A 23,889-nucleotide genomic window follows, 5' to 3' on the forward strand; every position below is an offset into this window, starting at 1 on the left:
CTATCTACTACAGATGACACAGGTTTGCAACCCTGCCGGCTTTAGGCGGCCCCGTCCAGGCTGCGCGCCAGAAGCTCCGTCACATGCACGATCCCCACACCAGGCAACTGCTCCGCCAGCCCCTTCTTCAATTGCAGCAGGCAGCCGGGATTGCCGGTCGCCAGCAGTTCCGCCCCGGTGGCCCGGATGGTGTCGATCTTGCGGGCCAGGATGCGGTCGGCCATCTCCGGCTTGGCGATGTTGTAGGTGCCGGCGCTGCCGCAGCAGGCGTCGGCCGCCTCCAACTCCCGGTACTCCAGCCCCGGGATCAGTCGGAGCAGGTCCCGCGGCTCCCGGCGGATGCCCTGACAGTGGGCGATGTGGCACGGGTCGTGGTAGGTGACCGTCAGGGGGAGCGGCTTGAGTTTGGCGCGCAACTCCTCCTGGTGCAGCGCCAGGACCTGGGAGATGTCCCGCACCTTGGCGCTGAACGCCGCAGCCTCCGGGTCCCCTTCCAGGTGATGGCCGTAGTGCTTCAGTTCGGCCCCGCAGCCGCCGCAGTCGGTGACGATGAAATCCGCCTCGATCCCGCCGAAGACGGCCACGTTGCTGCGCACCGCCTCCTTCAGGCCGGCCAGGTCGCCGGAGAGCATGTTGGGCGCGCCGCAGCAGACCTGGTTGCGGGGGGTGACGACCCGGTAGCCGAGCTCGGAGAGCAGACGGACGGTGGCCCGGCTCGCCTCGCTGAAGATCAGGCTCATGACACACCCCAGGAAGAAGGCCACGGTCCCCCGCTCCTCACCCCGGGCCGGCGTGACCTCTGCGATGGTCTGGCGCAGCGGCCGGGCGGGCAGGTTCGGGAGCAGCCCCTCCATGCGTTCCAGGGGCTCCGGGAACAGCTTCATGACCCCCAGCTTGCGCACCAGTTTTTGCAGGCCGGTGCGCTGGTAGAGGCGCATGGGGACCAGGGACGCCTCCAGACGGTCGGGGTGGGGGACCAGCCGGCGCAGGATCAGATCCTCCATGAAGGAGAGCCCCTCCCCTCCCTTGCGTTCGCAGGTGAATTCCGCCACCAGCTCCCCGGCATTGACCCCGCAGGGGCAGGCCGAGGCGCACGCCTGGCAGTCCAGGCAGAGGGAGAGGTATTCCAGAAGGCGCTCCGACTGGTCCAGTTCCCCTTCCTGGAGTTTGCGTATCAGCGCCACCCGCCCCCTCGGCGAGGCGGTCTCCAGGAAGGTTTCCTTGTAGGTGGGGCAGGCAGGGAGGCACATCCCGCAGCGCATACAATTTATCAGTTTTACATAGTCCATTAATTTACCTCTATGGGGACGGTTGCGGATTCCCGGAACCTGGCGGCGTTGGCCGGCGGAGTCCTCTCGTGCGGCGTAGCGCTGCTACGCCTCCTCGGGCCTCCTTGTCCGCCTTGCCAGAACCCGGAACTCCACAACCGGCAGGAACAAACAGACACCTTTACATCAGAAAACTAAGGTCAAAAGCAGAAGACGTCCCTGCCCCCGACTGGGGGGCGAGGATTGATTCTCCTACCGGGCGAGAAGTTTGTGCGAGGTCAAGGCGCCCGAGGAAACCGGCGGAGGCGTAGCAACGCTACGCCGCACAACGAGTTTCCGAAGGGCAACGCAGAGATCGCGCAAAATCCTCGCCCGTCCTACATCAGAATACTTTCCCCGGGTTGAGTATCCCCTTCGGATCTAATGCCTGCTTGATCCCCCGCATGACCCGAATCCCCGATTCCCCCACGAGCCGCGGCAGATAGCGCTTCTTGGCCAGCCCCACCCCATGTTCCCCGGTGATGGTGCCCCCCATGGCGATGGCGGCGTCGAAGATCTCGTCGAAGGCGGCGTGGGCCCGGGCGATCTCGTCCTTGTCCCGCTCGTCGGTCAGGCAGGTGGGGTGCAGGTTGCCGTCCCCGGCGTGGCCGAAGGTGCCGATGGTGAGGTTGTACTTGCGGGCCGTTTCCTGAATGACCTGAAGCATGGGCGCGATGCAACTGCGCGGCACGGTGGCGTCCTCCAGGATGGTGGTCGGCTTGAGCCGCGCCAGCGCCGACAGGGCGGTGCGCCGCGCCGTGGCCAGCTTGAGCGCCTCGTTCGCGTCCTTGGCGGTCTGGAAGAAGGAGCTGCGGTGGCGCTTGCAGATCTCCTCCACGCTGGCGGCCTCCTCGGCCACCACCGCCGGGTGGCCGTCCACCTCGATCAGCAGAACCGCATCCACATCCAGGGGGAGCCCCACGTGGGAATAATCCTCCACGCACTTGATGGTCACCTTGTCCAGGAACTCCAGGGTGGCCGGAATGACCTTGGCGGCGATGATGGCCGACACCGCCAGGGCGGCCTGTTGCAGTTCGGGAAAATGGGCCAGCATGGTGATCTTGGCCCGGGGCTTGGGTATCAGCTTGACCGTGATGGAGGTAAAGAACCCCAGGGTGCCTTCGGAGGAGACCAGGAGCGGGTTCAGGCTGTAACCGGCCACGTCCTTCACCGTCTTGCCGCCGGTGCGCAGCAGCTCCCCGTCCGCCAGGACCGTGGTCAGCCCCATGACGTAGTCCGCCGTCACCCCGTACTTGAGGCCGCGCAACCCGCCCGAATTCTCGGCCACGTTGCCCCCCATGGTGGAGATGTTCATGCTCCCCGGGTCGGGCGGATAGAACAGGCCGCGCCCCTCCACCTCGCGGTGCAGGGCGCTGGTGATCACCCCCGGCTCCACCGTGGCGGTCAGGTTCTCTTCGTCCACCTCCACGATACGATTCATGCGGCTGGTCTGCACCACCACCCCGCCCCCCGACAGGGAGCCGCCGGACAGGTTGGTGCCGGAGCCGCGGGGGGTCACGCTGACCCCGGCACCGTGGCAGAGGGCCATGATGCGGGCCACCTCTTCGGCCGAGCCGGGCAAAAGGACCACAGCGGGCCTGCTCTCCAGTTCCGGTGTGGAATCGTAGCCGTACACCGCCAGGGATTCCCGGTCGGTCAGGGTGTACTGCTCGCCGACGATGCTCTTAAGCTCATTGATAAAGGATTGTTCCATTGTAGCCTCTTTTGTAGAACTTATGGGACTCATAGGACTTATATAAGTCCCATTGGTCCTATAAGTCCTACAGCCTTTAAGGTATCATCCACGAAAACACATAGGCTTGCAAGTACACAATAACCCCCACCACCACCGTCAGGAACAGGGAATGCTTGAGGGTGAAACGGAACAGGGTCCCCTCCTCCCCCACCATGCCGGTGGCCGCGGTGGCCACGGCCAGGGATTGGGGGGAGATCATCTTGCCCATGACCCCGCCACTGGTGTTGGCCGCCCCGGTCAGGATCGGGCTTAAGCCCAACTGCTCGGCCGTAGCCCTCTGCAAACCGCCGAACAGGACGTTGCTGGAGGTGTCGGACCCGGTCAGGAAGACCCCCAGCCAGCCGAGGAAGGGGGCGATGAAGGGAAACCAGTGGCCGGTCTTGGTGAACACCAGACCGAGGCAGTTGGTCATGCCCGAGGTGTTCATGACATAGGCCAGGCCGAGCACCGACGCCACGGTCACCGCCGGGTAGCGCATGTCGTAGAGGGTCTTGCCCAGGATGCGGAAGGTGTCGCCCATCCCCACGCCGCAGATCAGGGCCGAGAGGAACGCCGCAATCAGGATGGCGGTACCGGCGGCCGACATGAAGTTGAAATTGTACTTGGCGGCCAGCTTGACGGGCAACTGGTCGGCCACAGCCTTGTCCAGCGGCTTGAAGCGGTCCTTGGGAACCGCGTTGACCTTCACCAGCTCCTTGCACAGCTTCTGGGTCTCGGTCATCTTCTTGGCAACCAGGTCGCAGCTCTTCAGCCGCTCGTCGCTCAGGACCGCCCCTTTGCCTGTCAATCCCTGTTCCACCGGCGCAAAGGCGGCCTCAAGCCCCTTCAACTCCGTCAGTTTGGCCGCCAGGGCGGCCTGCTTCGGGTCGGCGGGGGAGAGCTGGGCCACCTGCCGGTCGATCTCCTCGTTCACCTTGGCGATCTTCTTCAGCCCGTCTTCCGGCTTGGAGACCTTCTTGACGATCCCGTTGTGGAGCCCGTCCACCGTAATCAGGACGGCGCTCTTGTCCAGCTCGGTCTTGATGGAGGGGATGCCCCACAAAAGCACCATGACGGTCAGCGCCAGGTACGGCGCCCAGGCCCGGAAGACCTGGCCCGCGGTGTAGTTGTGCTGTTCCCTGACGGCGTCCCCGGTCTCGTGGTCAAAGGTCCAGACCTGTTTGGGGTGCCAGACCTGCAGCAGGAGTACCAGGGCCACCATGGAGAGCAGGGAGGCGGTGATGTCCGGGAGGTACGGCCCCAGGTAGCTGGCGGTGCCCCACTGGGCAAGGGCGAAGGTCGCGCCGCAGACGACGATGGCCGGCAGGACCTCCAGGGTCTTCTTGAAGCCGACCATGATCATGATCACGTAAAAGGGGATGAACAGGGAGATGAACGGCAACTGGCGTCCCACCATGGTGGAGAGCTTCATGAGGCCGGCATCGTCGTAGCCCATGACCCCGGCCAGGGCCACCACCGGGATGCCGATGGCGCCGAAGGCAACCGGCGCGGTGTTGGCCACCAGGCAGACCCCGGCGGCATAGAGCGGCCGGAAGCCGAGCCCCACCAGGGTGGCGCCGGCAATGGCCACCGGTGTGCCGAAACCGGCGGCCCCCTCGATGAACGCGCCGAAGCAAAAGGCGATCAGGAGCGCCTGGAGGCGGCGGTCCGCGGTCACCCCGGCCAGGGAGGCCCGGATGATCTCGAACTGCCCCCCCTTGACGGTGAGGTTATAGAGAAACAGGGTGGTGATGACGATGTAGAACACCGGGAAGAGACCGAAGGCGACGCCCTGGCCAAAGGCCAGCCCGGCCAGCTTGGCCGGCATCCCCCAGACAACGACGGCGATGGCCAGGGCCGAGACCACGGCCAGGGGGCCGGCGATGTGGGCCTTCATCTTGAGCACGGCCAGACAGATGAAGATGACGATGAGCGGGACGGCGGCCACCAGGGCCGACATCCCCAGGCTGCCTGCTACTGGTGTGTAGGTCTGAATCCAGGGCATGACAAACGACTCCTTCCTTGCGCGGGTATGGTCTGCAAACGTTCTCTGAATGGCATCATCTGTCCGCCTGTCCTGGATGTTTGACGAGAGCGAACAAAAATAAAATGAGGTTTTGTAAACTTGTATTACCAATTATATTTTTTAAAACCCTCTGTCAACTATTTTTTATATCTGCATATAAAGCCTGTTGACAAGGGTAGTTAAGATGAATTAGGTTTATATATAATTTGGTTTTACAAATTTCAAATCACAAGATACGACCGCGCAACGATACAGCGTTTCCCCAACGGCGGCGACGCCAAAGGGCATCAAGAGACGACCGCAGACAAGGAGACCGAAGCGATGTACGAGCAATTCAAGGCCAGGGCCGAAGGGGTTGGCGCGGAGGTCTACCGTTTCAAAGACCGGGATGGGGCGCTGGCGTTCATCCTGCCGTTCCTGCACCAGGAGGGGGGCGCCGCCACCCCCCGCCGTTCCTGCGCCGTCTGGGCCGAGAGCCCCTTTCTGGAAGGCCTGGACTGGGAGCCGCTCCGGGAGGTCGCCGGCATTAGGTTCGAGGTGAACCGGGAAACGGCGGCCGACGCCCGCATCGGTATCACCCAGGCCGAGTGGGCCCTGGCCGATACCGGAACCCTGGTACAGGACCAGACAGCCGTGGAGCAGCGGCTGGCCTCCTCCCTGACCGACATCCATATTGCCCTGGTCCCCACCGGCAACATCCTCCCCGACAAAACCGCCCTGCTGAGCAAGATCGACCCCAGGGCCAGCCGCTACATCGCCTTCATCACCGGCCCGAGCCGGACCGCCGACATCGAGCGGGTGCTGACCATCGGCGTCCACGGCCCGGAGCGGCTCGTGATCGTCTGCGTGGATGACATGGGAGGGGCGACCCTATGAAAAAGGAATTCAGGGAATCCATAGGCAGGGCCGTGGGGAACGCCACCCTCACCGGCGCGCTGGGGAAGTTTTCCGAGGCCTACAAGGTCAACCGTGCCAAGGCTTACGAAGGGATCGATTTCGAGGCGTTGCGGGACACCATCGCCGAGCGCAAGTCCCATGCCGCCGCCAATCTGGAACTCCTGGCGGAGACCTTTGCCAAAAACGCCACGGCCCTGGGCGCCAAGGTCTTCAGGACCAATGACCCGGAGCAGGTGAAGGAATACATCCTGAAGGTGGCGAAGGCACACGACGTGAAAAGCGTGGTCAAGTCCAAGTCTATGGCCACCGAGGAGATCCATCTCAACGCCTTTCTGGAAAAGGCGGGCATCGCGGTGGGCGAGACCGACCTGGGGGAATGGATCATCCAGCTCGCCGGCCAGAAGCCGTCCCACATGGTCATGCCGGCCATCCACATGACCAAGGAGGAGGTGGCCGACCTCTTCAGCAAGGAGGTGGACGAGCGCATCGAGAACGACATCCCGCGGCTGGTCAAGGTCGCCCGCAAGGAGTTGCGCGCCAAGTTCCTCGCGGCCGACATGGGGATCTCGGGCGCCAACATCGCCGTGGCCGAGACCGGCAGCCTCGTGCTGGTCACCAACGAGGGGAACGCCCGGCTGGTCACCACCCTGCCCAAAGTCCACGTGGCCCTGGTGGGCATCGAAAAGCTGGTGGAAAAATTCGAGGACATCGTGCCGATCCTCACGGCGCTCCCCCGCAGCGCCACGGCCCAACTGCTCACGAGCTACGTCTCCATCATCAGCGGCCCCACACCCGCCACCGACGGTGCCCTCAAGGATCTGCACATCGTCCTCATGGACAACCGCAGGAGCGAGATGGCCAACGACCCCAAGTTCAAGCAGGCGCTCCAGTGCATCCGCTGCGGCTCGTGCCTGAACGTCTGCCCCATCTTCCGCCTGGTGGGGGGGCACGTCTTCGGCAGCATCTACACCGGCGGCATCGGCACCATCCTCACCGCCTGGTTCGAGGAGCTGCACAACTCCGAGGATATCCAGGGGCTGTGCATCCAGTGCGGCAACTGCAAGGAGATCTGCCCCGGCAAGCTGGACATCCCGGAGATGATCATGGAGATCAGGCGGCGCCTGGTCATGGAGAAGGGGCAACCGTTGGCCCAGAAGGCGATCTTCGGGATCGTCAACAACCGCTCGCTCTTCCACGGCATGCTGTGGGCCGCCTCCATCGCCGGCAAGCCGTTCAACTCGGGCGGCTTCATCCGCCACCTCCCCCTGTTCCTGTCCGACCTGACCGATGGCCGCAGCCTCCCCGCCATTGCCGCGAAACCGTTCCGGGACCGTTTCCCCACGATCCAACAACCCGCCGACTGCCGGGAAACGGCGGTCTTCTTTGCCGGCTGCCTCATCGACTTCGCCTACCCGGAGATGGGGGAGGCGCTGGTCAGAATCATGAACAAGGCCGGCATCCGGGTCGTATTCCCCCAGGCACAGACCTGCTGCGGCGCCCCGGCCCGGTACAGCGGGGCCTACGAGGTGGCGGGCCAGAACGCCGTGGACAATATCCAGGCCCTGCTGGCGGACACAGCGGAGTATGTGGTCTCCGCCTGCCCCACCTGCACCGTGGCCCTGGCCCACGAGTTCGGCGACACCCTGGAGAGCCTGGGCCACAGGGAATGGCTGCCCCAGGCCACGGCGCTGGCGGAAAAGACCGTGGATTTCTCCACCCTGGTGAAGCGGCTGGTGGACGCGGGGCGGCTCCCCCTGAAGGAGGGGCAGCAACTCGGCGCCCTTACCTACCACGACTCCTGCCATCTGAAACGGACCCTGCGGGCCACGGAGCCGCCGCGGGAGTTGCTGAAAAAGGCAGGGTACGAGGTGAAGGAGATGTTCGAGTGCGACATGTGCTGCGGCATGGGCGGCTCCTACTCCCTCAAGCTGCCGGAGATCTCTGCGCCGATCCTGCAACGCAAACTCCACAACATCAAGGAGACCGGCGCGCCGGTCGTGGCCATGGACTGCCCCGGCTGCGTCATGCAGATCAGGGGCGGGTTCGACCAGGACCGGGCCGATGTGAAGGTAAAACATACGGCGGAACTGCTGGCGGAGCAGTTGGAGAGCTAGCGGGGGGTTATCAGGATAGTGTGCAGGTACCGGAAGGCCCGTTTTCGTTTGACGACGAAAGCGGGCCTTCTGCAATCACGGCCTCTCCCGGTGGATTTCTCTTTGCAGTTTCGCAAAGCTTGCGTATATATCGATGTAGTTTTCTATTTATGGGTAGACATACGGAGCGCATTTAACATGAATCTGCTGTACACCTTCGACCTGTTGGGAACCGCCGCTTTTGCCGCATCAGGGGCGTTAGCCGGGATTCGCCGGGATATGGATGTCTTCGGCGTGCTGGTGCTGGGACTCGTCACCGCTATCGGCGGCGGTACGCTGCGCGATGTGTTGCTGGGCGACACCCCGCCCTTCATCTTCAAGGACGAGACGTACCTCTATCTTTCGGTCGCAGTGTCCCTCTTGGTATTTCTCTTTCACCGGCGGCTGATATTCCTGTCCCATCCGTTAACCTACTTCGATGCTGTCGGATTAGGCACGTTTGTGGTGATCGGCACCCACAAGGCCCTTGCCTTTAAGCTCGGTTTTTTCGGCGCCGTCATGATGGGAGTGATGACTGCTACGGCGGGAGGCATGCTCCGCGACCTGCTTTCAGCCAAAGTGCCGATGATTCTGCATAAGGAGGTCTATGCTTCGGCCTGCCTGGCCGGGGGAGCCTTGCTGTACGTGCTGCAACGGACCGCCGTGCCGCCGGACGCGGCAGCGCTGGTTTCGGCCTCGACCGTCATTATCCTGCGCTTGTTGGCGGTGAGATACAACTGGTCGCTGCCGCGGGCCGCACACAGGACAACATGAATGGCCAACGCCGGTGACCACCGGGCGCACCGGTGTGATCTCAAACATTAGACAAAAAACCGCGTTACTCCGCATACAACACAAAGGGGCGCTACCAACCGGCAGCGCCCCTTCTCCATCATATGAACCGAAACCCTGGTCAGTTCCCTTCGCTCTGCGCTTTCAGCGCCTCCATCTGGTAATGGGCGCGCAGGGCATCGGCGATCTCGGCGATATCCCCCGCCATGATGGAATCCAGACGGTAGAGGGTCAGGCCGATGCGGTGGTCGGTCATGCGCCCTTGGGGGAAATTGTAGGTGCGGATGCGTTCGCTGCGGTCGCCGGAACCGACCTGCTGCTTGCGCTCGGCAGCCAGCTTGTCGTTCTGGTCCTGAAGCATGTGGTCCAGGATGCGCGACTTCAGGACCTTCATGGCCTTGGCCCGGTTTTTGATCTGGCTGCGTTCTTCCTGGCAGGCCACCACCGTGCCGGTGGGAAGGTGGGTGATGCGCACGGCCGAGTCGGTGGTGTTGACGTGCTGGCCGCCGGCGCCGGACGAGCGATAGACGTCGATCTTCAGGTCATCGGGCCTGATGTCGATATCCACGTCCTCGGCCTCGGGCATGATCGCCACGGTGCAGGCGCTGGTGTGGATGCGCCCCTGGGCCTCGGTCTCGGGTACGCGCTGCACCCGGTGGGTGCCGGATTCGTACTTGAGCTTGGCAAAGACCCCCTCCCCCTCCACGGAGGCGATGACCTCCTTGAAGCCGCCCCGCTCCGACTCGGAGGCCGAGACGGTCTCCACCTTCCAGCGGTTGGTTTCGGCAAAGCGGGAATACATGCGGAACAGGTCCCCGGCAAACAGGGCCGATTCGTCGCCGCCGGTGCCGGCCCGGATCTCCAGGATAACGCTTTTGTTGTCGTTGGGGTCCTTGGGCAGCAGCAGCAGTTGGATATCGGCTTCCAGTTGCTCCTTTTCCGCCTCCAGGCTCTTCAGCTCCTCCTCGGCCATCTCCTTCATGTCCGCATCGGACAACAGCTCCCGGTTCTCCCCGATCTCCTCCATCACCTTGCGCCAACGGCGATAGGCCGCCACCAGCTGGCTCAGGTCGGCGTGCTCGCGGGAGAGTTTGCGGAATTCCGGCTGATTGGAGATGACCTCCGGATCGGACAGCAGCGCCTCGACTTCCTGGTAGCGCCGTTCAAGTTCTTCTATCTTGTCGAACATGTTTAAAACCTCTTAGATTCTTACACCTGCCACAGAGACGCGGAGACACAGAAAAAAGCGGGAGAGGAAAACCATGCAGTGTTGTGCCTTTGGCGTTCTCCGTGTCTCTGTGTCTCCGTGGCAGGTTTTAATTTTATTTACACAACCAGGCGGTCATCCGAGTACCCGGCGTTCACTTCCAGCGCCTCGTTGATGGAGCGGATGGCCACTTCCAGTTGCTGGTCGTCCGGCTCGCGGGTGGTCAGGCGTTGCAGTGCCAGTCCGGGGGCGATGATCAACTTCACCAGGGGATGGCCGTCGTTCTTGGCGCTCCACTTGAGGAACTCGTAGGAGATGCCGGCGATGAGCGGCAGCAGCACGACGCGCGAACCGGCCTTGAGGTAAAAGGGCCAGAGCTTGGGGATCAGGGAGAACACGGCGATGCTCACCAGCATGACGATCAAGAGAAAGCTGGTGCCGCAACGGGGGTGCAGGCGGCTGTGGCGGCGCACGTTTTCCACCTTCAGCTCCTCGCCCGCCTCGAAGGCGAAGATCGATTTGTGCTCGGCCCCGTGGTACTGAAAGACCCGCTGGATATCGCCCATGCGGGAGATGCCCCAGATATAGAGCAGGAAGACGATCACCCGGATCACGCCGTCCACCAGGTTGAAGACGATATTGTTGGTGCCGATGTACGGCGTCATCAGCTTGGTCAGGTAGAGCGGGAACAGGAAGAACAGGCAGATGCCGAAGCCGAAGGCCACGGTCATGGTGCCGGCCATGGCCCAGGAGGAGAGTTCACCCTTCCCCTTGTCCTTGTCCCCCTCCTTTTCCTCCTCGGACATGGACTCGTTAGCCGAAAAGTTGAGCGCTTTGATGCCGATGATCAGCGAACTGAACAGGGCCACCGCACCGCGCACGATGGGGAGCTTGACCACCGGGTACCGTTCGGAGAGCGGCACAATCAGTTCCCGTTTGACCACGATCTCGCCGTTGGGACGGCGCACGGCAATAGCCATGGAACGGGGCGCGCGCATCATGACGCCTTCAATAACCGCTTGGCCGCCTACATTTATCTTTTCCATAATACCTTTCCTAAAGCAAATCTGCCATAGAGCGACAGGGGAAGCAGAGCAAAATCATACATCTGCCACAGAGACTCAGAGACACAGAGGTTCACAGAGAAAGGCAAAAAGTTGAAACATGAATACCGGGGGCATATACTTCGCTTTCGTTTTTTACCTCTTCTGTTTTTCTCTGTTTTTCTCTGTGTCTCCGTGGCAGATTCTAAGATTCCATATCTGTGATTACTCCAGCGTGGCGAAGAACTCCCGCACCTCGGCGGTCTGGCCGCAGCAGAACTGCCCTTCCGGGCAGGGTCCCCCTACGCAGCCCGGTCCCGCCTCGCGGAAGATGATCGGGGCGGCCTTCTTCACCAGTCGAAGCATCTCGATGCTCATCTCCCGGATCTCCCACTGGGCCCGCTGGCAGCAGCGCAGGGCGAAGAAGTGCAGTAGTTCACGGGCGTTCATGGTCATGATTATCTTGGATTCGGTGGCGTTGGGCAGGATGTAGCGGGCATCCTCGGGGGGAATCCCCATCTCCACCAGTTGGGCGTACGCCTTGTGCACCGTCTCGGACATGAAGGCGAAGATCTGCCGCGCGTCGGCATTCTCCGCGATGCTGTCCGGCATGATGGAGGTGAACTCGTCCTTGTGGGACACGTAGCGCTGGGACTGCTGGGAGAAGGAAGCGATACGGTGGCGCACCAGCTGGTGGGTGGTCACCCGGGAGATCCCTTCGATGCCGAAGGTAAAGGAGATGTGCTCCAGCACCGAGTAATGTCCCAGGGACATGATCTTGTTCAGGAACTTCTCGATGTCCGTCGATTCCAGCTTGTTGCGCAATTCGCCGATGGATGTGGGGGAATAGCAGAGGCGGGCCGCCAGGGCCACCGTCAGTTCGGGATTGGGGGTATGTTCTATCAGGGTAACGTTCATGGTGTCCTGCCCGGAGCGTAAGGTTACTCGTGTCCCGGGGCTAACGGCTCGCCCTGGATACGAAAATACAAAAAAGGGGATTTGCCTGACGACAATATCCCCTCAATGCATTGGGCCGATGGTGTACTACAGTTGGCCGTAACGTCTCTTGAACCGCTCGACGCGACCAGCGGTGTCCACCAGTTTCTGCTTGCCGGTGAAGAACGGGTGGCAGGCGGAGCAGATCTCGGTGTTGATCTCCTTGCTGGTGGAACGGGTCTGGAACGTGTTGCCGCACAGGCATTTCACGGTCACCTCGGAATACATTGGGTGGATACCTTCTCTCATCTTCTCTTCCTCCTCAAGAATGCTTCTCAGTCTCAGTATAGAAATGGATGTCGTCGGCGGTTTCTATCGCAAACTATAATCGTAATGATTCAGATTCATTTTTGCAACACTTTTTTCCCGTTTCCGATTCGGAAAGGAGGGCTTTTGCGTCCAGGCAAGGAAATCAAGGGGTTGCAAGGAGGCGTACATCAGTACGCCGCACGAAGCAAGCCCGAAGATTGACGCCGCATGGGCGGAAAAGAACCCTTTCCGGGCGGAAACTATTTGCTCATGGAGTCCAGGAAGTCCTGATTGCTCTTGGTTTCCGAGAGCTTGTCCAGCAGGAACTCCATGCTGTCCACCACGTTCATGGGGTGCAGGACCTTGCGCAGTATCCAGGTGCGGTGGAGCGAACTCTTCTCGATCAGAAGCTCTTCCTTGCGGGTGCCGGACTTGTTGATGTCGATGGCCGGGAAGGTGCGTTTCTCCACCAGCTTGCGGTCCAGGTGCAACTCCATGTTGCCGGTGCCCTTGAACTCTTCGAAGATGACCTCATCCATCTTGCTGCCGGTGTCCACCAGGGCCGTGGCGATGATGGTCAGGGAGCCGCCCTCCTCGATATTGCGGGCCGCGCCGAAGAAGCGCTTGGGTTTGTGCAGGGCGTTGGAGTCCACGCCGCCGGACAGGATCTTGCCCGAGGGGGGAATGACGGTGTTGTAGGCGCGGGCCAGGCGGGTGATGGAGTCCAGCAGGATGACCACGTCACGCTTGTGCTCCACCAGGCGCTTGGCCTTCTCGATGACCATCTCGGCCACCTGGACGTGGCGCGTCGCCGGCTCGTCGAAGGTGGAGGAAACCACCTCGCCTTTGACCGAGCGTTGCATGTCGGTTACCTCCTCCGGGCGTTCGTCGATCAAAAGGACGATCAGGTACACCTCGGGGTGGTTGGTGGCGATGGAGTTGGCGATGTTCTGGATCAGCATGGTCTTGCCGGTGCGGGGCGGGGCCACGATCAGGCCGCGCTGTCCCTTGCCGATGGGGGCCACCAGTTCCACGACCCGCATGGGGAGGTTGTCGCCGGCGGTTTCCAGCTTGAGCTTCTCATCGGGATAGAGCGGCGTGAGGTTATCGAACAGGATCTTGTCCCGGGCGACCTCGGGGGGTTCAAAGTTGACCGTTTCCACCTTGAGCAGGGCGAAATAGCGCTCACCCTCCTTGGGGGGGCGGATCTGGCCGGAGACCGTGTCGCCGGTGCGTAGGTTGAAGCGCCGAATCTGGCTGGGGGAGACGTAGATGTCGTCCGGGCCCGGCAGGTAGTTGTAGTCCGTGGCGCGCAGAAAGCCGAAACCGTCCTGCAGGGTTTCAAGAACCCCTTCGCCAAAGATCATGCCGTTTTGCTCGGTCTGGGCGTTGAGGATGGCAAAGATCAGATCCTGTTTGCGCAGGCTGGACGCACCCTCAATGTTGAGATCACGGGCAATGGTGTTGAGCTCGTTGATCTTTTTGCCTTTAAGTTCCTGTAAATTCATCGGTTCTCCTGCGTGTAACGCGACACATACGTGCGGCTGTGGGATAAAATGGGGTTCAATGGATTTCGGGGATTTTCACTATAATCACACTAGCGCCAATTCGAAAAATTGACCTCAAATGCGGCTCTGGAAGGAACGTGCCTGGGCAGGAAACTTCCTACAAATTGGGAACCAGCTAAATTGATTAAGGATTCACTCGGAGATTCGCACAAATAAGTTACGTAAACGGGATTTTGTTTTTATATGAGGTCGAGTTTTTTCTTCTTTAGGAAACGAGTTAGAGGTTTAAAAAACGTTAGCCTTAAAAACTCGGCCTTGTCAACAATAAAATAAACGATAAACCTCTTATTTCTCCGTTAATTGTCTTGACCATGACGAGAGGGAGGCGCTATAAAACAGTATACTATTCATTGCAGAAGCCCTCTGTGCAAGGATTGGCGCTTTTAATGAGTCCCCTTGAACTGGCACTGGTCGCAGCCCTTTTCTGCCTTCTTTCCGGCATCCCGGCCCTGTGGCCCCGCGTACCGCTCTTTACCGGCCGCAGAATTTCAGGCGGCTTCATGGCGGCCGGCGCCCTGGCCGGCCTGGGCGCCGCGTTGTGGGTCCTTCTCAAAGACGGGCCGGGGGGCGCCTACGCACTGGCGTGGCACTTCCCCATGGGCGAGTTGGCCTTTCGCCTCGACCCCCTGTCGGCATTCTTTTTCATCCCCCTCTTCATCGTCGCCACCTGCATCTCCCTCTACGGCTGCGGTTACTGCTCCACCACGCCGGACAACCGGGGCGAATCCCTTGTCACGTTCTATTTCGGCGTGGCTGTGGCGGCCATCGTCATGCTGCTTTTGGCCGCCAACGGCATCACGCTGCTGTTCTTCTGGGAAGCCATGGCCCTTGGCACGTTCCTGGCCATGTGCCTGGAACACGACAAACCGGAGGTCAGCCGGGCCGGCCTCCACTATCTGGTGGCCAGCCACGGGACCACCATCTCCCTGTTCGTCCTGTTCGCCCTGTCCCCCACCATGGGCGGCTCGCTCTTCCCTCCCCCCGGCTCCCTCGACCCGAACGGCTCGGCGGCCACGGCAATCCTCCTGGTCGCCCTCCTGGGCTTCGGCATCAAGGCGGGCATCATGCCGCTCCACGTCTGGCTCCCGGGGGCCCATGCCAACGCCCCGAGCAACATCTCGGCGCTCATGTCGGGCATCGTCCTCAAGCTGGGGATCTACGGGCTGATCCGGGTACTCTCCTTCTTCGGGCAGCCCCCCCTCTGGTGGGGGGCGCTGTTCCTCTGCCTGGGGATCGTTTCCGCCGTCGCCGGCGTCCTCTTCGCCATCGGGCAGCACGACATCAAGCGCCTGTTGGCCTATCACAGCATCGAGAACATCGGCATCATCGTCATGGCCATGGGGGTCGCCCTGTGCGGCCTTGCCACCGGCAACCGCATCATGTTCGTCCTTGGCATGGCGGCAGCCCTGCTGCACGTGGTTAACCACGCCCTGTTCAAGTCGCTGCTCTTCCTGGGGGCCGGGATCGTCGTGCACGGCACCGGTACCCGCGACATCGACCGCATGGGAGGCCTGGCCCGGGCCCTGCCCATCACGTCCGCGGCCTTCCTGACCGGCAGCGTGGCCATCTGCGGCCTGCCCCCCCTGAACGGTTTTGTCAGCGAATTTCTCCTGTACCTCGGCATGTTCACCGGGTTCGCCACCTCGCCCGGCAGCAGCGCCGCCTTTCTGGCCCTGGCCGTACCGGCGCTGGCGCTGACCGGCGGCCTGGCCCTGGCCTGCTTCGTCAAGGTCTACGGCACCGTGTTCCTAGGCCTGCCCCGCAGCCCCCTGCCCCCCCGCCACGAGCACCCGGCCGCCACCGGCGCCATGGGTATCCTGGCCGTCTGCTGCCTCCTGATCGGGGTGCTGCCGTTTAGCGCCACCCGCATCCTGGAGCCGGTCATCGCCGCCCTGTTCCCCCAACGGGACGCCCTGCTCCCGTCGATCCAGACCACCGCCGGCCTGGTCGGGCTGAGCATTGGGGCGGCGATCCTGTTCCTGCTCGTCTGCCTCCTGACGGTCTTCTACATCAACCGCCTCAAGGCGAAACCGCTGGAGGAGACCGGCACGTGGGACTGCGGCTATGCCGCCCCCTCCGCCGCCATGGAGTATACGGCCTCATCCTTCGCCGGGATGCTGGTGGGCATCTTCGCCGCGATTCTGCGCCCCGAACGCCACGAACCGGCCACCAACAAGCTGTTCCCGGGCCCGGAGCGCTTCGAGTCCCACGTCCCGGAGGTGGTGCTGGACAAGGGGATCCTCCCGTTCCTTGGCGCCGTGGACCGGCGTCTCGCCCTCATCCGCAGGTTGCAGAACGGCCAGTTGAACAGTTACATCCTCTATATCTTCGTGGCGCTGATCGCCGTCCTGTCGTTGTCCTATTTCTATTGACGCCTTCCGCGGCGCCATATCCCGGCGAATTACCGACAGTGGCCCACATGCTCATCCTTGACCGGCGCCCCCATACCTGCTATTTTAACGGTTCTTTTTAATCTTTTCCCCTTTCGGAGGCATAATCGTGACATTTCAGGATCTTATCCTCTCCCTGCAAGGTTACTGGGCCAAGCAGGGGTGCATCATCCAGCAGCCCTACGACACGGAAAAAGGGGCCGGGACCTTCAACCCGGCCACCTTCCTGCGGGTTCTGGGGCCCGAGCCGTGGAAGGCGGCCTACGTGGAGCCTTCCCGACGGCCGACCGACGGCCGCTACGGAGAGAACCCCAACCGCCTGCAACACTACTACCAGTTCCAGGTAATCCAGAAACCCTCCCCCATCAATATCCTGGACCTGTACCTGGATTCCCTGCGGGCCATCGGCCTCGACCCCGCCAAGCACGACATCCGCTTCGTGGAGGACGACTGGGAATCGCCGACCCTGGGGGCCTGGGGACTGGGATGGGAAGTGTGGCTGGACGGCATGGAGATCACCCAGTTCACCTATTTCCAGCAGGCGGGGGGCATCGACCTCAAGCCGGTTTCGGGCGAGATCACCTACGGCTGCGAGCGGATCGCCATGTACCTGCAGGGGGTGGACAATGTCTACGACCTGGTGTGGACCGAAGGGGTGAAGTACGGCGACATCCACCACGAGAGCGAGGTGGAGTTTTCCCGCTACAACTTCGAGGAGGCCGATGTGTCCCTCCTCCTGGAACAATTCAGCAAGTATGAGCAGGAGTGCCTCCGCCTGGCGGAAAAAGGGCTGGTGCTGCCGGCCTACGACTTTGTCATGAAGTGCTCCCACACCTTCAACCTGCTGGATGCCCGCGGCGCCATCTCGGTCACCGAGCGCGCCTCCTACATCGGCCGGGTACGCAACGTGGCCCGCACCTGTGCGGAAGAATACCTGCGGATGCGAGAGCGTCTCGGATTCCCGCTCTTGAAAGGAGGTGCCGCACGATGAGCGCCAAAGAACTTTTTCTCGAAATCGGCACCGAGGAGATCCCGGCCGGGTTCATCCCCCGCGCCCTGGCCGAGATGGAGGCCATGATCAGCCGGGAGCTGACCAATGCCCGTCTTACCTTCGACATGGTGCAGACCCTGGCCACGCCCCGCCGTCTGGCGCTGGTGGTCAAGGGGGTTCCCTCCCTGCAGCCCGACGCCGAGATCACCGCTACCGGTCCCTCCGTGAAGGCCGCCTACGACGCCGACGGCAAACCGACCAGGGCCGCCGAAGGCTTTGCCAAGGGGCAGGGGGTCGATGTCGGTGAGCTTACGACCGTTGTCACCGAGAAGGGCGAGTACCTGGCGGTGACGAAAAAGGTGACCGGCCGGCCGACCCACGAGCTTTTGTCCGAGATTCTGCCCAAGCTGATCGCCGACATCCCCTTCAAAAAGTCCATGCGCTGGGCCGACCTGGACGTGCGCTTCGCCCGGCCGATCCACTGGATCGTGGCCCTGTTCGACGGCGTCGTCGTGCCGTTTTCCTTCGGCATCGTGGAGAGCGGCACCCTGTCCCGCGGCCACCGTTTCATGGCCAACACCACCTTTCCGGTGAACAACTTTGCCCACTACCTGGAGGAATGCGAGCGGCATTTCGTCATCCCGGACCCGGAAAAGCGCAAGGAGATCATTCGCCGCGAGGCGCACCGCGTGGCCAAGGCCGCGGGCGGCCACCTCCTGCCGGACGAGGAGTTGCTGGACCAGATCGTCTACCTGGCCGAGTACCCCAGCGCCGTGCACGGCACCTTCTCCCCCGAGTTTCTCAAGGTGCCCAAGGAGGTGCTCATCACCTCCATGCGCAGCCATCAGCGCTACTTCTCCATCGTGGACGAGGGCGGCAAGCTGTTGCCCGGCTTCATCACCATCAACAACACCCTGACCGAGGACCCCTCGGTGGTGGTCAAGGGGAACGAGCGGGTTCTGCGGGCCCGGCTCTCCGACGCCCGCTTCTTCTTCGAGGAAGATCAGAAGGTCAAGCTGGACGACCGGGTGGAGGCGCTCAAGAAGGTGGTCTACCAGCAGAAACTGGGCACCTCCTTCGAAAAGATGGAACGCTTCCGCACCCTGGCCCAAGGGCTGGCGGGGCAGCTCAACCCGGCGGTCCAGGGGCAGACGGCACGCGCCGCCTGGCTCTGCAAGGCCGACCTGGTGAGCGGCATGGTGGGCGAGTTCCCGGAGGTCCAGGGGATCATGGGGCGCGAGTACGCCCTGCTGGAGGGTGAGGAACCGGCGGTGGCGGGCGCCATTGCCGAGCATTACCTGCCGATCCAGGCCGGCGGCGAACTGCCCGCCTCGGACATCGGCGCCTTTGTCTCCATTGCCGACAAGCTGGACACGGTCTGCGGCTGCTTCAGCGTGGGGCTCATCCCCACCGGCGCCGCCGACCCCTATGCCCTCCGGCGCGCCACCATCGGCATCATCGCCACGATCCTGGACAGGGGCTACCGCCTTTCTCTGACCGCCCTGATCGACCGGGCACTGGACCTGTTGGCCGCCAAACTGACGCGTCCCAAGGAACAGGCTGCAGCCGAGGTCGGGGAGTTTTTCCGCGGCCGCTTCGTCAACCTGCTGGCGGGCGGCTACCCCGCCGATGTCATCGAGGCGGCGGTATCTGCGGGCTTCGATGATCTCGTGCAGGTCCGGGACCGCATCGCGGCCCTGGCCCAATTCAAGTCCCACCCCGATTTCGAGCCGCTGACCGGGGCTTTCAAGCGGGTCGGCAACATCATCAAGGAGGGGCTGGACGCGCCGGTCGATCCGGCCCTGTTCCAGGACAGCGCGGAAACCGGGTTGTACACGGCCTTCCAGACGGTGAAGAACTCGGCGGAGGCGGGCATTGCCGCTGGACGCTGGCAGGAGGCCCTGGCCGAGATCGCCACCCTGCGCGGCCCCATCGACGCCTTCTTCGACAAGGTCATGGTCATGGCCGAGGACGAGCGGATACGGACCAACCGCTTGGCCCTTTTAACGGCCATCGCCCGCATGTTCGGGCAGGTCGCCGACTTTTCCCGCATCGCGTAGCAAAAGACTTCTGGGACTCATAAGTCCTATGAGTCCCATAGGTCCTATGAAGCCACTATTATTAGCATCACTGGCAACGACGCCGGTGACAACGCGTTGAACTGTGCAATCATCCCCCAAGGAGCTTGGTACCTATGTCATTTATCGTACGCGTCATCATCGGCAACACCATCGTCATCCTGCTGGGCGTAACGGCCATGGTCACCCTGAATACCGGAAATGCGCTCTGGCTCGACATCCTCTTCGGCCTGGCCATGGTGGCCGCCACGTCACTGGTCCTCGGCATCATCAGCAGCCGCGCCTTCAGCCCCCTGGCCGGCCTGGTGGGCGCCCTGGAAAAGGCCGCAGATGGCGACCTGTCGGTGCGCGCGGAGGTCACGGGCGACGGCGAACTGGGCCGTCTTGCCGTTGCCTTCAACAGCATGATGACCGACATGAACAAGGCCATGCGGCAATTCTTCTCCGTGGCGGACCTGGTCCGGGACTCGGTGGAGATGGTCAGCTCCACGACCCATTCCATGGCCCTGGCGGCCGAGGATGTGGCCCAGCAGGCGAGTACCATCGCCACCGCCAGCGAGGAGATGTCCGCCACGTCGGGGGATATCGCCCGCAACTGCCTGTTCGCCGCCGAAAACGCCCAAAAGGCCACGGACCAGACCCACAGTGGCGCCCAACTGGTCCAGAACAGCGCCCGGCTGATGGACAACATCGCCCAGCGGGTCAACGAATCGTCCACCACCGTTGAGGGGTTGGGGCAACGCTCGGACCAGATCGGGGCCATCGTCAACACCATCCAGGACATCGCCGACCAGACCAACCTGCTGGCCTTGAACGCCGCCATCGAGGCGGCCCGGGCCGGGGAGCAGGGACGCGGCTTCGCCGTGGTGGCCGACGAGGTGCGGGCCCTGGCGGAACGCACCACCAAAGCTACCAAAGAGATCAGCACCATGATCAAGTCCATCCAGGAGGAAACCCAGGCCGCCGTCGGCTCCATGTCCGAGGGGGTCGGTGAGGTGAAGCGGGGCACCGCGGAAACCACCCGCTCCGGGGAGGCGCTGGAGGACATCCTCAACAGGATCAACGACCTGACCATGCAGATCAGCCAGGTCGCCACCGCGGCCGAGGAGCAGACCGCCACCACCCAGGAGATCACCAACAACATCCAGATGATCACCGACGTGGTCAACGGCAACGTAGAGAACGCCCGGAGCACCACCGCGGCCACCGGCAAGCTTGCGGAGCAGGTGGATGAACTGCACCAGTTGGTCGGCCACTTCCGCCTCGCCAAGGTCATGGAGTGGGACAGCAGCTTCGCCACCGGGGTCAGCCTGTTCGACCAGCAGCACCGGAAGCTGTTCGACATGGTCAACGAACTGCACGACGCCATGCAGCAAAAACGGAGCAAGGAGGCCATCGGCTCGATCCTCGGCCGCCTGATCGAATACACCGCTTCCCATTTCGGCGCCGAGGAAGATGCCTTCCGCACGTCGGGCTACCCCGAGGCGGCCCAGCACAAACAGCACCATACCAAACTGGTGGACCAGGTGCTCGATCTCCAACGCAAGTTCAACGCCGGCGAGACCCTCCTGACCCAGGACGTGATCGTGTTCCTCCAGGACTGGCTCATCAACCACATCAAGGGTGTCGACCGGAAGTACGGCCCCCACCTCACTGCGAGCGGAATAAAATGATAGCAATCATCGACTACGGGATGGGCAACCTCCGTTCCGTCCAGAAGGGTTTCGAAAAGGTCGGCTTCGAGGCGGTGGTTACCGCCGATCCCCGGGTGGTGCTGGAAGCCGAAAAGATCGTCCTGCCGGGGGTGGGCGCCTTTCGCGACTGCATGCGCAACCTGGAGGCCGCCGGCTTCGTGGAGCCGATCCTCTCGGTCATCGCCCAGGGGCGCCCCTTTCTGGGGATCTGCGTCGGCATGCAACTCCTCTTCACCGACAGCACCGAATTCGGCCTCTACAAGGGCCTGGGGGTGATCCCCGGCCACGTGCTCCGTTTCCCCGAAGGGATGGAGGCAGGGGGGGAAAAGCTCAAGGTCCCCCAGATGGGGTGGAACCAGCTCTCCTTCAAGCGCCGCCCCCCCGCCTTCGAGGGGATCGCCGACAACGCCAATGTCTACTTCGTGCACTCCTACTACGTGAAGCCGGACGACGACGGCGTCACCGCCACCACCACCGACTACGGCATCCAGTTCTGCTCCTCGGTCTGGCGGGACAACATCGTCGCCACCCAGTTCCACCCGGAGAAGTCCCAGGACGTGGGGTTGCGGATATTGCGGAACTTCGCCGCGATGAAGGATTGATCTGATTAACGTCTAATTAAGTTGTGAAAACTCAGGTTGTTCAAAAATAGTCAGATCGTCGCACCCGCAGAAGGCCCTGAGGAGGCGTAGCAGCGCTACGCCGCACGAAAGGGCGTTCGAGGACGGCGGCGAGATGGCTGTTTTTCAACAACCTGCCGAACGAAAGGTACCCATGATCGTCATACCCGCCATTGATCTCAAGGAAGGAAGTTGCGTCCGCCTCGAACAGGGGCTGATGGATAAGGATACGGTGTTCAACGACGACCCGGCCGCCCAGGCCCTGGAGTGGCAGCGCCAGGGAGCCGAACTGCTGCACATCGTGGACCTGGACGGCGCCTTTGCCGGCGAGCCGAAGAACCGGTCGGCCATCGAGGCCATCATCAAGGCGATCGCCATCCCGGCCCAACTGGGGGGCGGCATCCGCGATCTGGCCACCATCGAGGCCTATCTGGCCCTGGGGCTGTCCCGGGTGATCATCGGCACGGCAGCCCAGCGCAACCCGGACCTGGTGAAGGAGGCCTGTCGCCGCTTCCCCGGTCAAATCGTGGTGGGCATCGACGCCAAGAACGGCATGGTGGCGGTCCAGGGGTGGGCCGAGGTGACCGACATCAGCGCCGCCGACCTGGCCCGGAAATTCGAGGGGTTCGGGGTTGCGGCCATCATCTACACCGACATCAGCCGCGACGGCATGTTGCAGGGGCCCAACCTGGAGGCCACCAGGGCTCTGGCCGAAGCCGTCGCCATCCCGGTGATCGCCTCGGGCGGGGTCTCCCGCCTGGAGGACATCAGAAACCTCATGGCCATCGAGAAGAGCGGCGTCACCGGGGTCATCACCGGCAAGGCGGTGTACACCGGCGCCATCAAGCTGGCCGAAGCGATCGCCATCACCAAGGGAGAGGCCTGACATGCTGACCAAACGCATCATCCCCTGCCTGGACGTCAAGGGGGGCCGGGTCGTCAAGGGGGTACAGTTCCTGGAACTGCGGGACGCCGGGGACCCGGTGGAGATCGCCGAGATGTACGACCGGCAGGGGGCCGACGAGCTGACCTTCCTGGACATCACCGCCTCCAGCGACGAGCGTGACATCATCATCGACGTGGTGCGCCGCACCGCCGAGCGGGTCTTCATGCCGCTCACCGTGGGTGGCGGCATCCGCACCGTGGACGACATCCGCCGCCTGTTGAACGCCGGGGCGGACAAGACCTCCATCAACACCGCCGCCGTGCAGCGGCCGGAATTCGTCCAGGAGGCGGCCGAGCGCTTCGGCTCTCAATGCACCGTGGTGGCCATCGACGCCCGCCGCGTGCCGGGAGAACAGCGCTGGGAGGTCTACACCCATGGCGGCCGCACGCCCACCGGCATCGACGCCGTGGAATGGGCCGTGAGGATGGAGGAGTACGGATCGGGTGAGATCCTCCTCACCAGCATGGACCGGGACGGCACCAAGGACGGGTACGACCTGGAGTTGACCCGGGCCATCGTGGACGCGGTCTCCATACCGGTCATCGCCTCGGGGGGCGTGGGAAACCTGGAACACCTGTACGACGGCTTCGTGAAGGCGGGGGCCGGGGCCTGTCTGGCCGCCTCCATCTTCCACTACCGGGAGTACACCATCGGCGAGGCCAAACAGTATCTTCACGATAAAGGGGTGGCGGTAAGATTATGAACGAACGCGACGACATCATCCAGGCGGTGTACCAGGTCATCCTCGACCGCAAGAACAACCCCACGGAGAACTCCTATACCGCATCCCTGATGCACAAGGGGATCGACAAGATCCTCAAGAAGGTCGGGGAAGAGGCGACCGAGGTGGTCATCGCCGCCAAAGGGGGCAAGCGCGATGAGATCGTCTACGAGACCAGCGATCTCGTCTTCCATCTCCTGGTCCTTCTGGGGTACTGCGACATCCCCCCCGAGGAGATCTTCGCCGAGCTGCGCCGGCGTTTCGGCATGTCGGGCATCGAGGAGAAGAACTCCCGCCCGGCATAACATCCCGATAAAATCTCAAATCTGCCACAGAGACACAGAGACTCAGAGGAAAACCCAAAACTGGGGAAAAGCGCCGGCCCCCCCCTGAAAAAAGGTTATGCCTTTGACGTTCTCCGTGTCTCTGTGTCTCTGTGGCGGATGTTGACCTTTTCCCCGTGTCAGGTCGTTGTATCGACTTTTATATTGACAATG

The 23,889-nt window shown here is 62.6% G+C and carries 19 protein-coding genes; 11 read left to right on the forward strand and 8 right to left on the reverse strand.

Annotation, left to right across the window (positions count from 1 at the left end):
• Positions 1 to 41 precede the first annotated feature (41 nt).
• The 3 genes from ET418_RS14325 to ET418_RS14335 form a co-directional block, all read right to left on the reverse strand.
• Entirely contained in the window at positions 42 to 1,262 is a 1,221-nt protein-coding gene (locus tag ET418_RS14325) for a (Fe-S)-binding protein (protein WP_246153107.1), read from the reverse strand.
• Between the two features lie 388 nt (positions 1,263 to 1,650).
• The gene (locus tag ET418_RS14330) at positions 1,651 to 3,021 is read right to left on the reverse strand and encodes an FAD-binding oxidoreductase (RefSeq protein ID WP_149308687.1); all 1,371 of its coding nucleotides are present in this window, start codon (positions 3,019 to 3,021) and stop codon (positions 1,651 to 1,653) included.
• Between the two features lie 76 nt (positions 3,022 to 3,097).
• Positions 3,098 to 5,047, reverse strand: coding sequence for an L-lactate permease (locus ET418_RS14335; RefSeq protein ID WP_149308689.1), 1,950 nt, complete (start codon positions 5,045 to 5,047; stop codon positions 3,098 to 3,100).
• A 342-nt stretch (positions 5,048 to 5,389) separates the two neighbouring features.
• Here ET418_RS14335 and ET418_RS14340 point away from each other — a divergent pair, with 342 nt between their 5' ends.
• The 3 genes from ET418_RS14340 to ET418_RS14350 all read left to right on the forward strand — a co-directional run bounded on the left by ET418_RS14340 (position 5,390) and on the right by ET418_RS14350 (position 8,871).
• Complete coding sequence (locus ET418_RS14340; protein ID WP_149308691.1) at positions 5,390 to 5,944, forward strand: LutC/YkgG family protein; 555 nt, start codon at positions 5,390 to 5,392, stop codon at positions 5,942 to 5,944.
• The gene (gene ldhH, locus ET418_RS14345; RefSeq protein ID WP_149308693.1) at positions 5,941 to 8,079 is read left to right on the forward strand and encodes an L-lactate dehydrogenase (quinone) large subunit LdhH; all 2,139 of its coding nucleotides are present in this window, start codon (positions 5,941 to 5,943) and stop codon (positions 8,077 to 8,079) included. Before ET418_RS14340 ends, ldhH begins: the two co-directional genes overlap by 4 nt.
• Before the next feature lie 177 nt (positions 8,080 to 8,256).
• Positions 8,257 to 8,871, forward strand: a complete 615-nt coding sequence (locus ET418_RS14350; protein ID WP_149308695.1) for a trimeric intracellular cation channel family protein — start codon at positions 8,257 to 8,259, stop codon at positions 8,869 to 8,871.
• Positions 8,872 to 9,010: 139 nt separating this feature from the next.
• On the opposite strand, the gene prfA is transcribed toward ET418_RS14350, so the two are convergent.
• The 5 genes from prfA to rho all read right to left on the reverse strand — a co-directional run bounded on the left by prfA (position 9,011) and on the right by rho (position 13,892).
• Complete coding sequence (gene prfA, locus ET418_RS14355) at positions 9,011 to 10,078, reverse strand: peptide chain release factor 1 (protein WP_149308697.1); 1,068 nt, start codon at positions 10,076 to 10,078, stop codon at positions 9,011 to 9,013.
• 137 nt (positions 10,079 to 10,215) lie between these two features.
• Positions 10,216 to 11,142, reverse strand: coding sequence for a DUF1385 domain-containing protein (locus tag ET418_RS14360; RefSeq protein ID WP_149308699.1), 927 nt, complete (start codon positions 11,140 to 11,142; stop codon positions 10,216 to 10,218).
• Positions 11,143 to 11,364: 222 nt separating this feature from the next.
• Complete coding sequence (thyX, locus tag ET418_RS14365) at positions 11,365 to 12,057, reverse strand: FAD-dependent thymidylate synthase (protein WP_149308701.1); 693 nt, start codon at positions 12,055 to 12,057, stop codon at positions 11,365 to 11,367.
• A gap of 126 nt (positions 12,058 to 12,183) precedes the next feature.
• A complete protein-coding gene (gene rpmE, locus ET418_RS14370; protein WP_149308703.1) occupies positions 12,184 to 12,384 on the reverse strand; it encodes a 50S ribosomal protein L31 in 201 nt (66 codons plus the stop codon).
• 260 nt (positions 12,385 to 12,644) lie between these two features.
• Entirely contained in the window at positions 12,645 to 13,892 is a 1,248-nt protein-coding gene (gene rho, locus ET418_RS14375) for a transcription termination factor Rho (RefSeq protein ID WP_149308705.1), read from the reverse strand.
• A gap of 446 nt (positions 13,893 to 14,338) precedes the next feature.
• On the opposite strand from rho, the gene ET418_RS14380 reads away from it, so the two are divergent.
• The 8 genes from ET418_RS14380 to ET418_RS14415 all read left to right on the forward strand — a co-directional run bounded on the left by ET418_RS14380 (position 14,339) and on the right by ET418_RS14415 (position 23,697).
• The gene (locus ET418_RS14380) at positions 14,339 to 16,324 is read left to right on the forward strand and encodes a proton-conducting transporter transmembrane domain-containing protein (RefSeq protein ID WP_149308707.1); all 1,986 of its coding nucleotides are present in this window, start codon (positions 14,339 to 14,341) and stop codon (positions 16,322 to 16,324) included.
• A 127-nt stretch (positions 16,325 to 16,451) separates the two neighbouring features.
• The gene (gene glyQ, locus ET418_RS14385; RefSeq protein WP_149308709.1) at positions 16,452 to 17,333 is read left to right on the forward strand and encodes a glycine--tRNA ligase subunit alpha; all 882 of its coding nucleotides are present in this window, start codon (positions 16,452 to 16,454) and stop codon (positions 17,331 to 17,333) included.
• Positions 17,330 to 19,393 (forward strand): glycine--tRNA ligase subunit beta, encoded by a 2,064-nt coding sequence (gene glyS, locus ET418_RS14390; protein WP_149308711.1) that lies wholly within the window; start codon positions 17,330 to 17,332, stop codon positions 19,391 to 19,393. The genes glyQ and glyS overlap by 4 nt, the downstream gene beginning before the upstream one ends.
• A gap of 134 nt (positions 19,394 to 19,527) precedes the next feature.
• Positions 19,528 to 21,084: a bacteriohemerythrin gene (locus ET418_RS14395; protein WP_149308713.1), complete on the forward strand. Its 1,557-nt coding sequence runs from the start codon at positions 19,528 to 19,530 to the stop codon at positions 21,082 to 21,084.
• Positions 21,081 to 21,707 carry an imidazole glycerol phosphate synthase subunit HisH gene (hisH, locus tag ET418_RS14400; protein ID WP_149308715.1) on the forward strand — a complete coding sequence of 209 codons (627 nt, stop codon included), beginning with the start codon at positions 21,081 to 21,083 and terminating at the stop codon, positions 21,705 to 21,707. Before ET418_RS14395 ends, hisH begins: the two co-directional genes overlap by 4 nt.
• Positions 21,708 to 21,879: 172 nt before the next feature.
• Positions 21,880 to 22,611 carry a 1-(5-phosphoribosyl)-5-[(5-phosphoribosylamino)methylideneamino]imidazole-4-carboxamide isomerase gene (hisA, locus tag ET418_RS14405; protein ID WP_149308913.1) on the forward strand — a complete coding sequence of 244 codons (732 nt, stop codon included), beginning with the start codon at positions 21,880 to 21,882 and terminating at the stop codon, positions 22,609 to 22,611.
• Position 22,612: 1 nt separating this feature from the next.
• On the forward strand, positions 22,613 to 23,374 hold the full coding sequence (gene hisF, locus ET418_RS14410) for an imidazole glycerol phosphate synthase subunit HisF (RefSeq protein ID WP_149308717.1): 762 nt from the start codon (positions 22,613 to 22,615) through the stop codon (positions 23,372 to 23,374).
• Positions 23,371 to 23,697 (forward strand): phosphoribosyl-ATP diphosphatase, encoded by a 327-nt coding sequence (locus ET418_RS14415; RefSeq protein WP_149308718.1) that lies wholly within the window; start codon positions 23,371 to 23,373, stop codon positions 23,695 to 23,697. The genes hisF and ET418_RS14415 overlap by 4 nt, the downstream gene beginning before the upstream one ends.
• The last annotated feature ends 192 nt before the right edge of the window (positions 23,698 to 23,889 follow it).

Source organism: Oryzomonas rubra, assembly GCF_008369015.1.
GTDB lineage: Bacteria > Desulfobacterota > Desulfuromonadia > Geobacterales > Pseudopelobacteraceae > Oryzomonas > Oryzomonas japonica.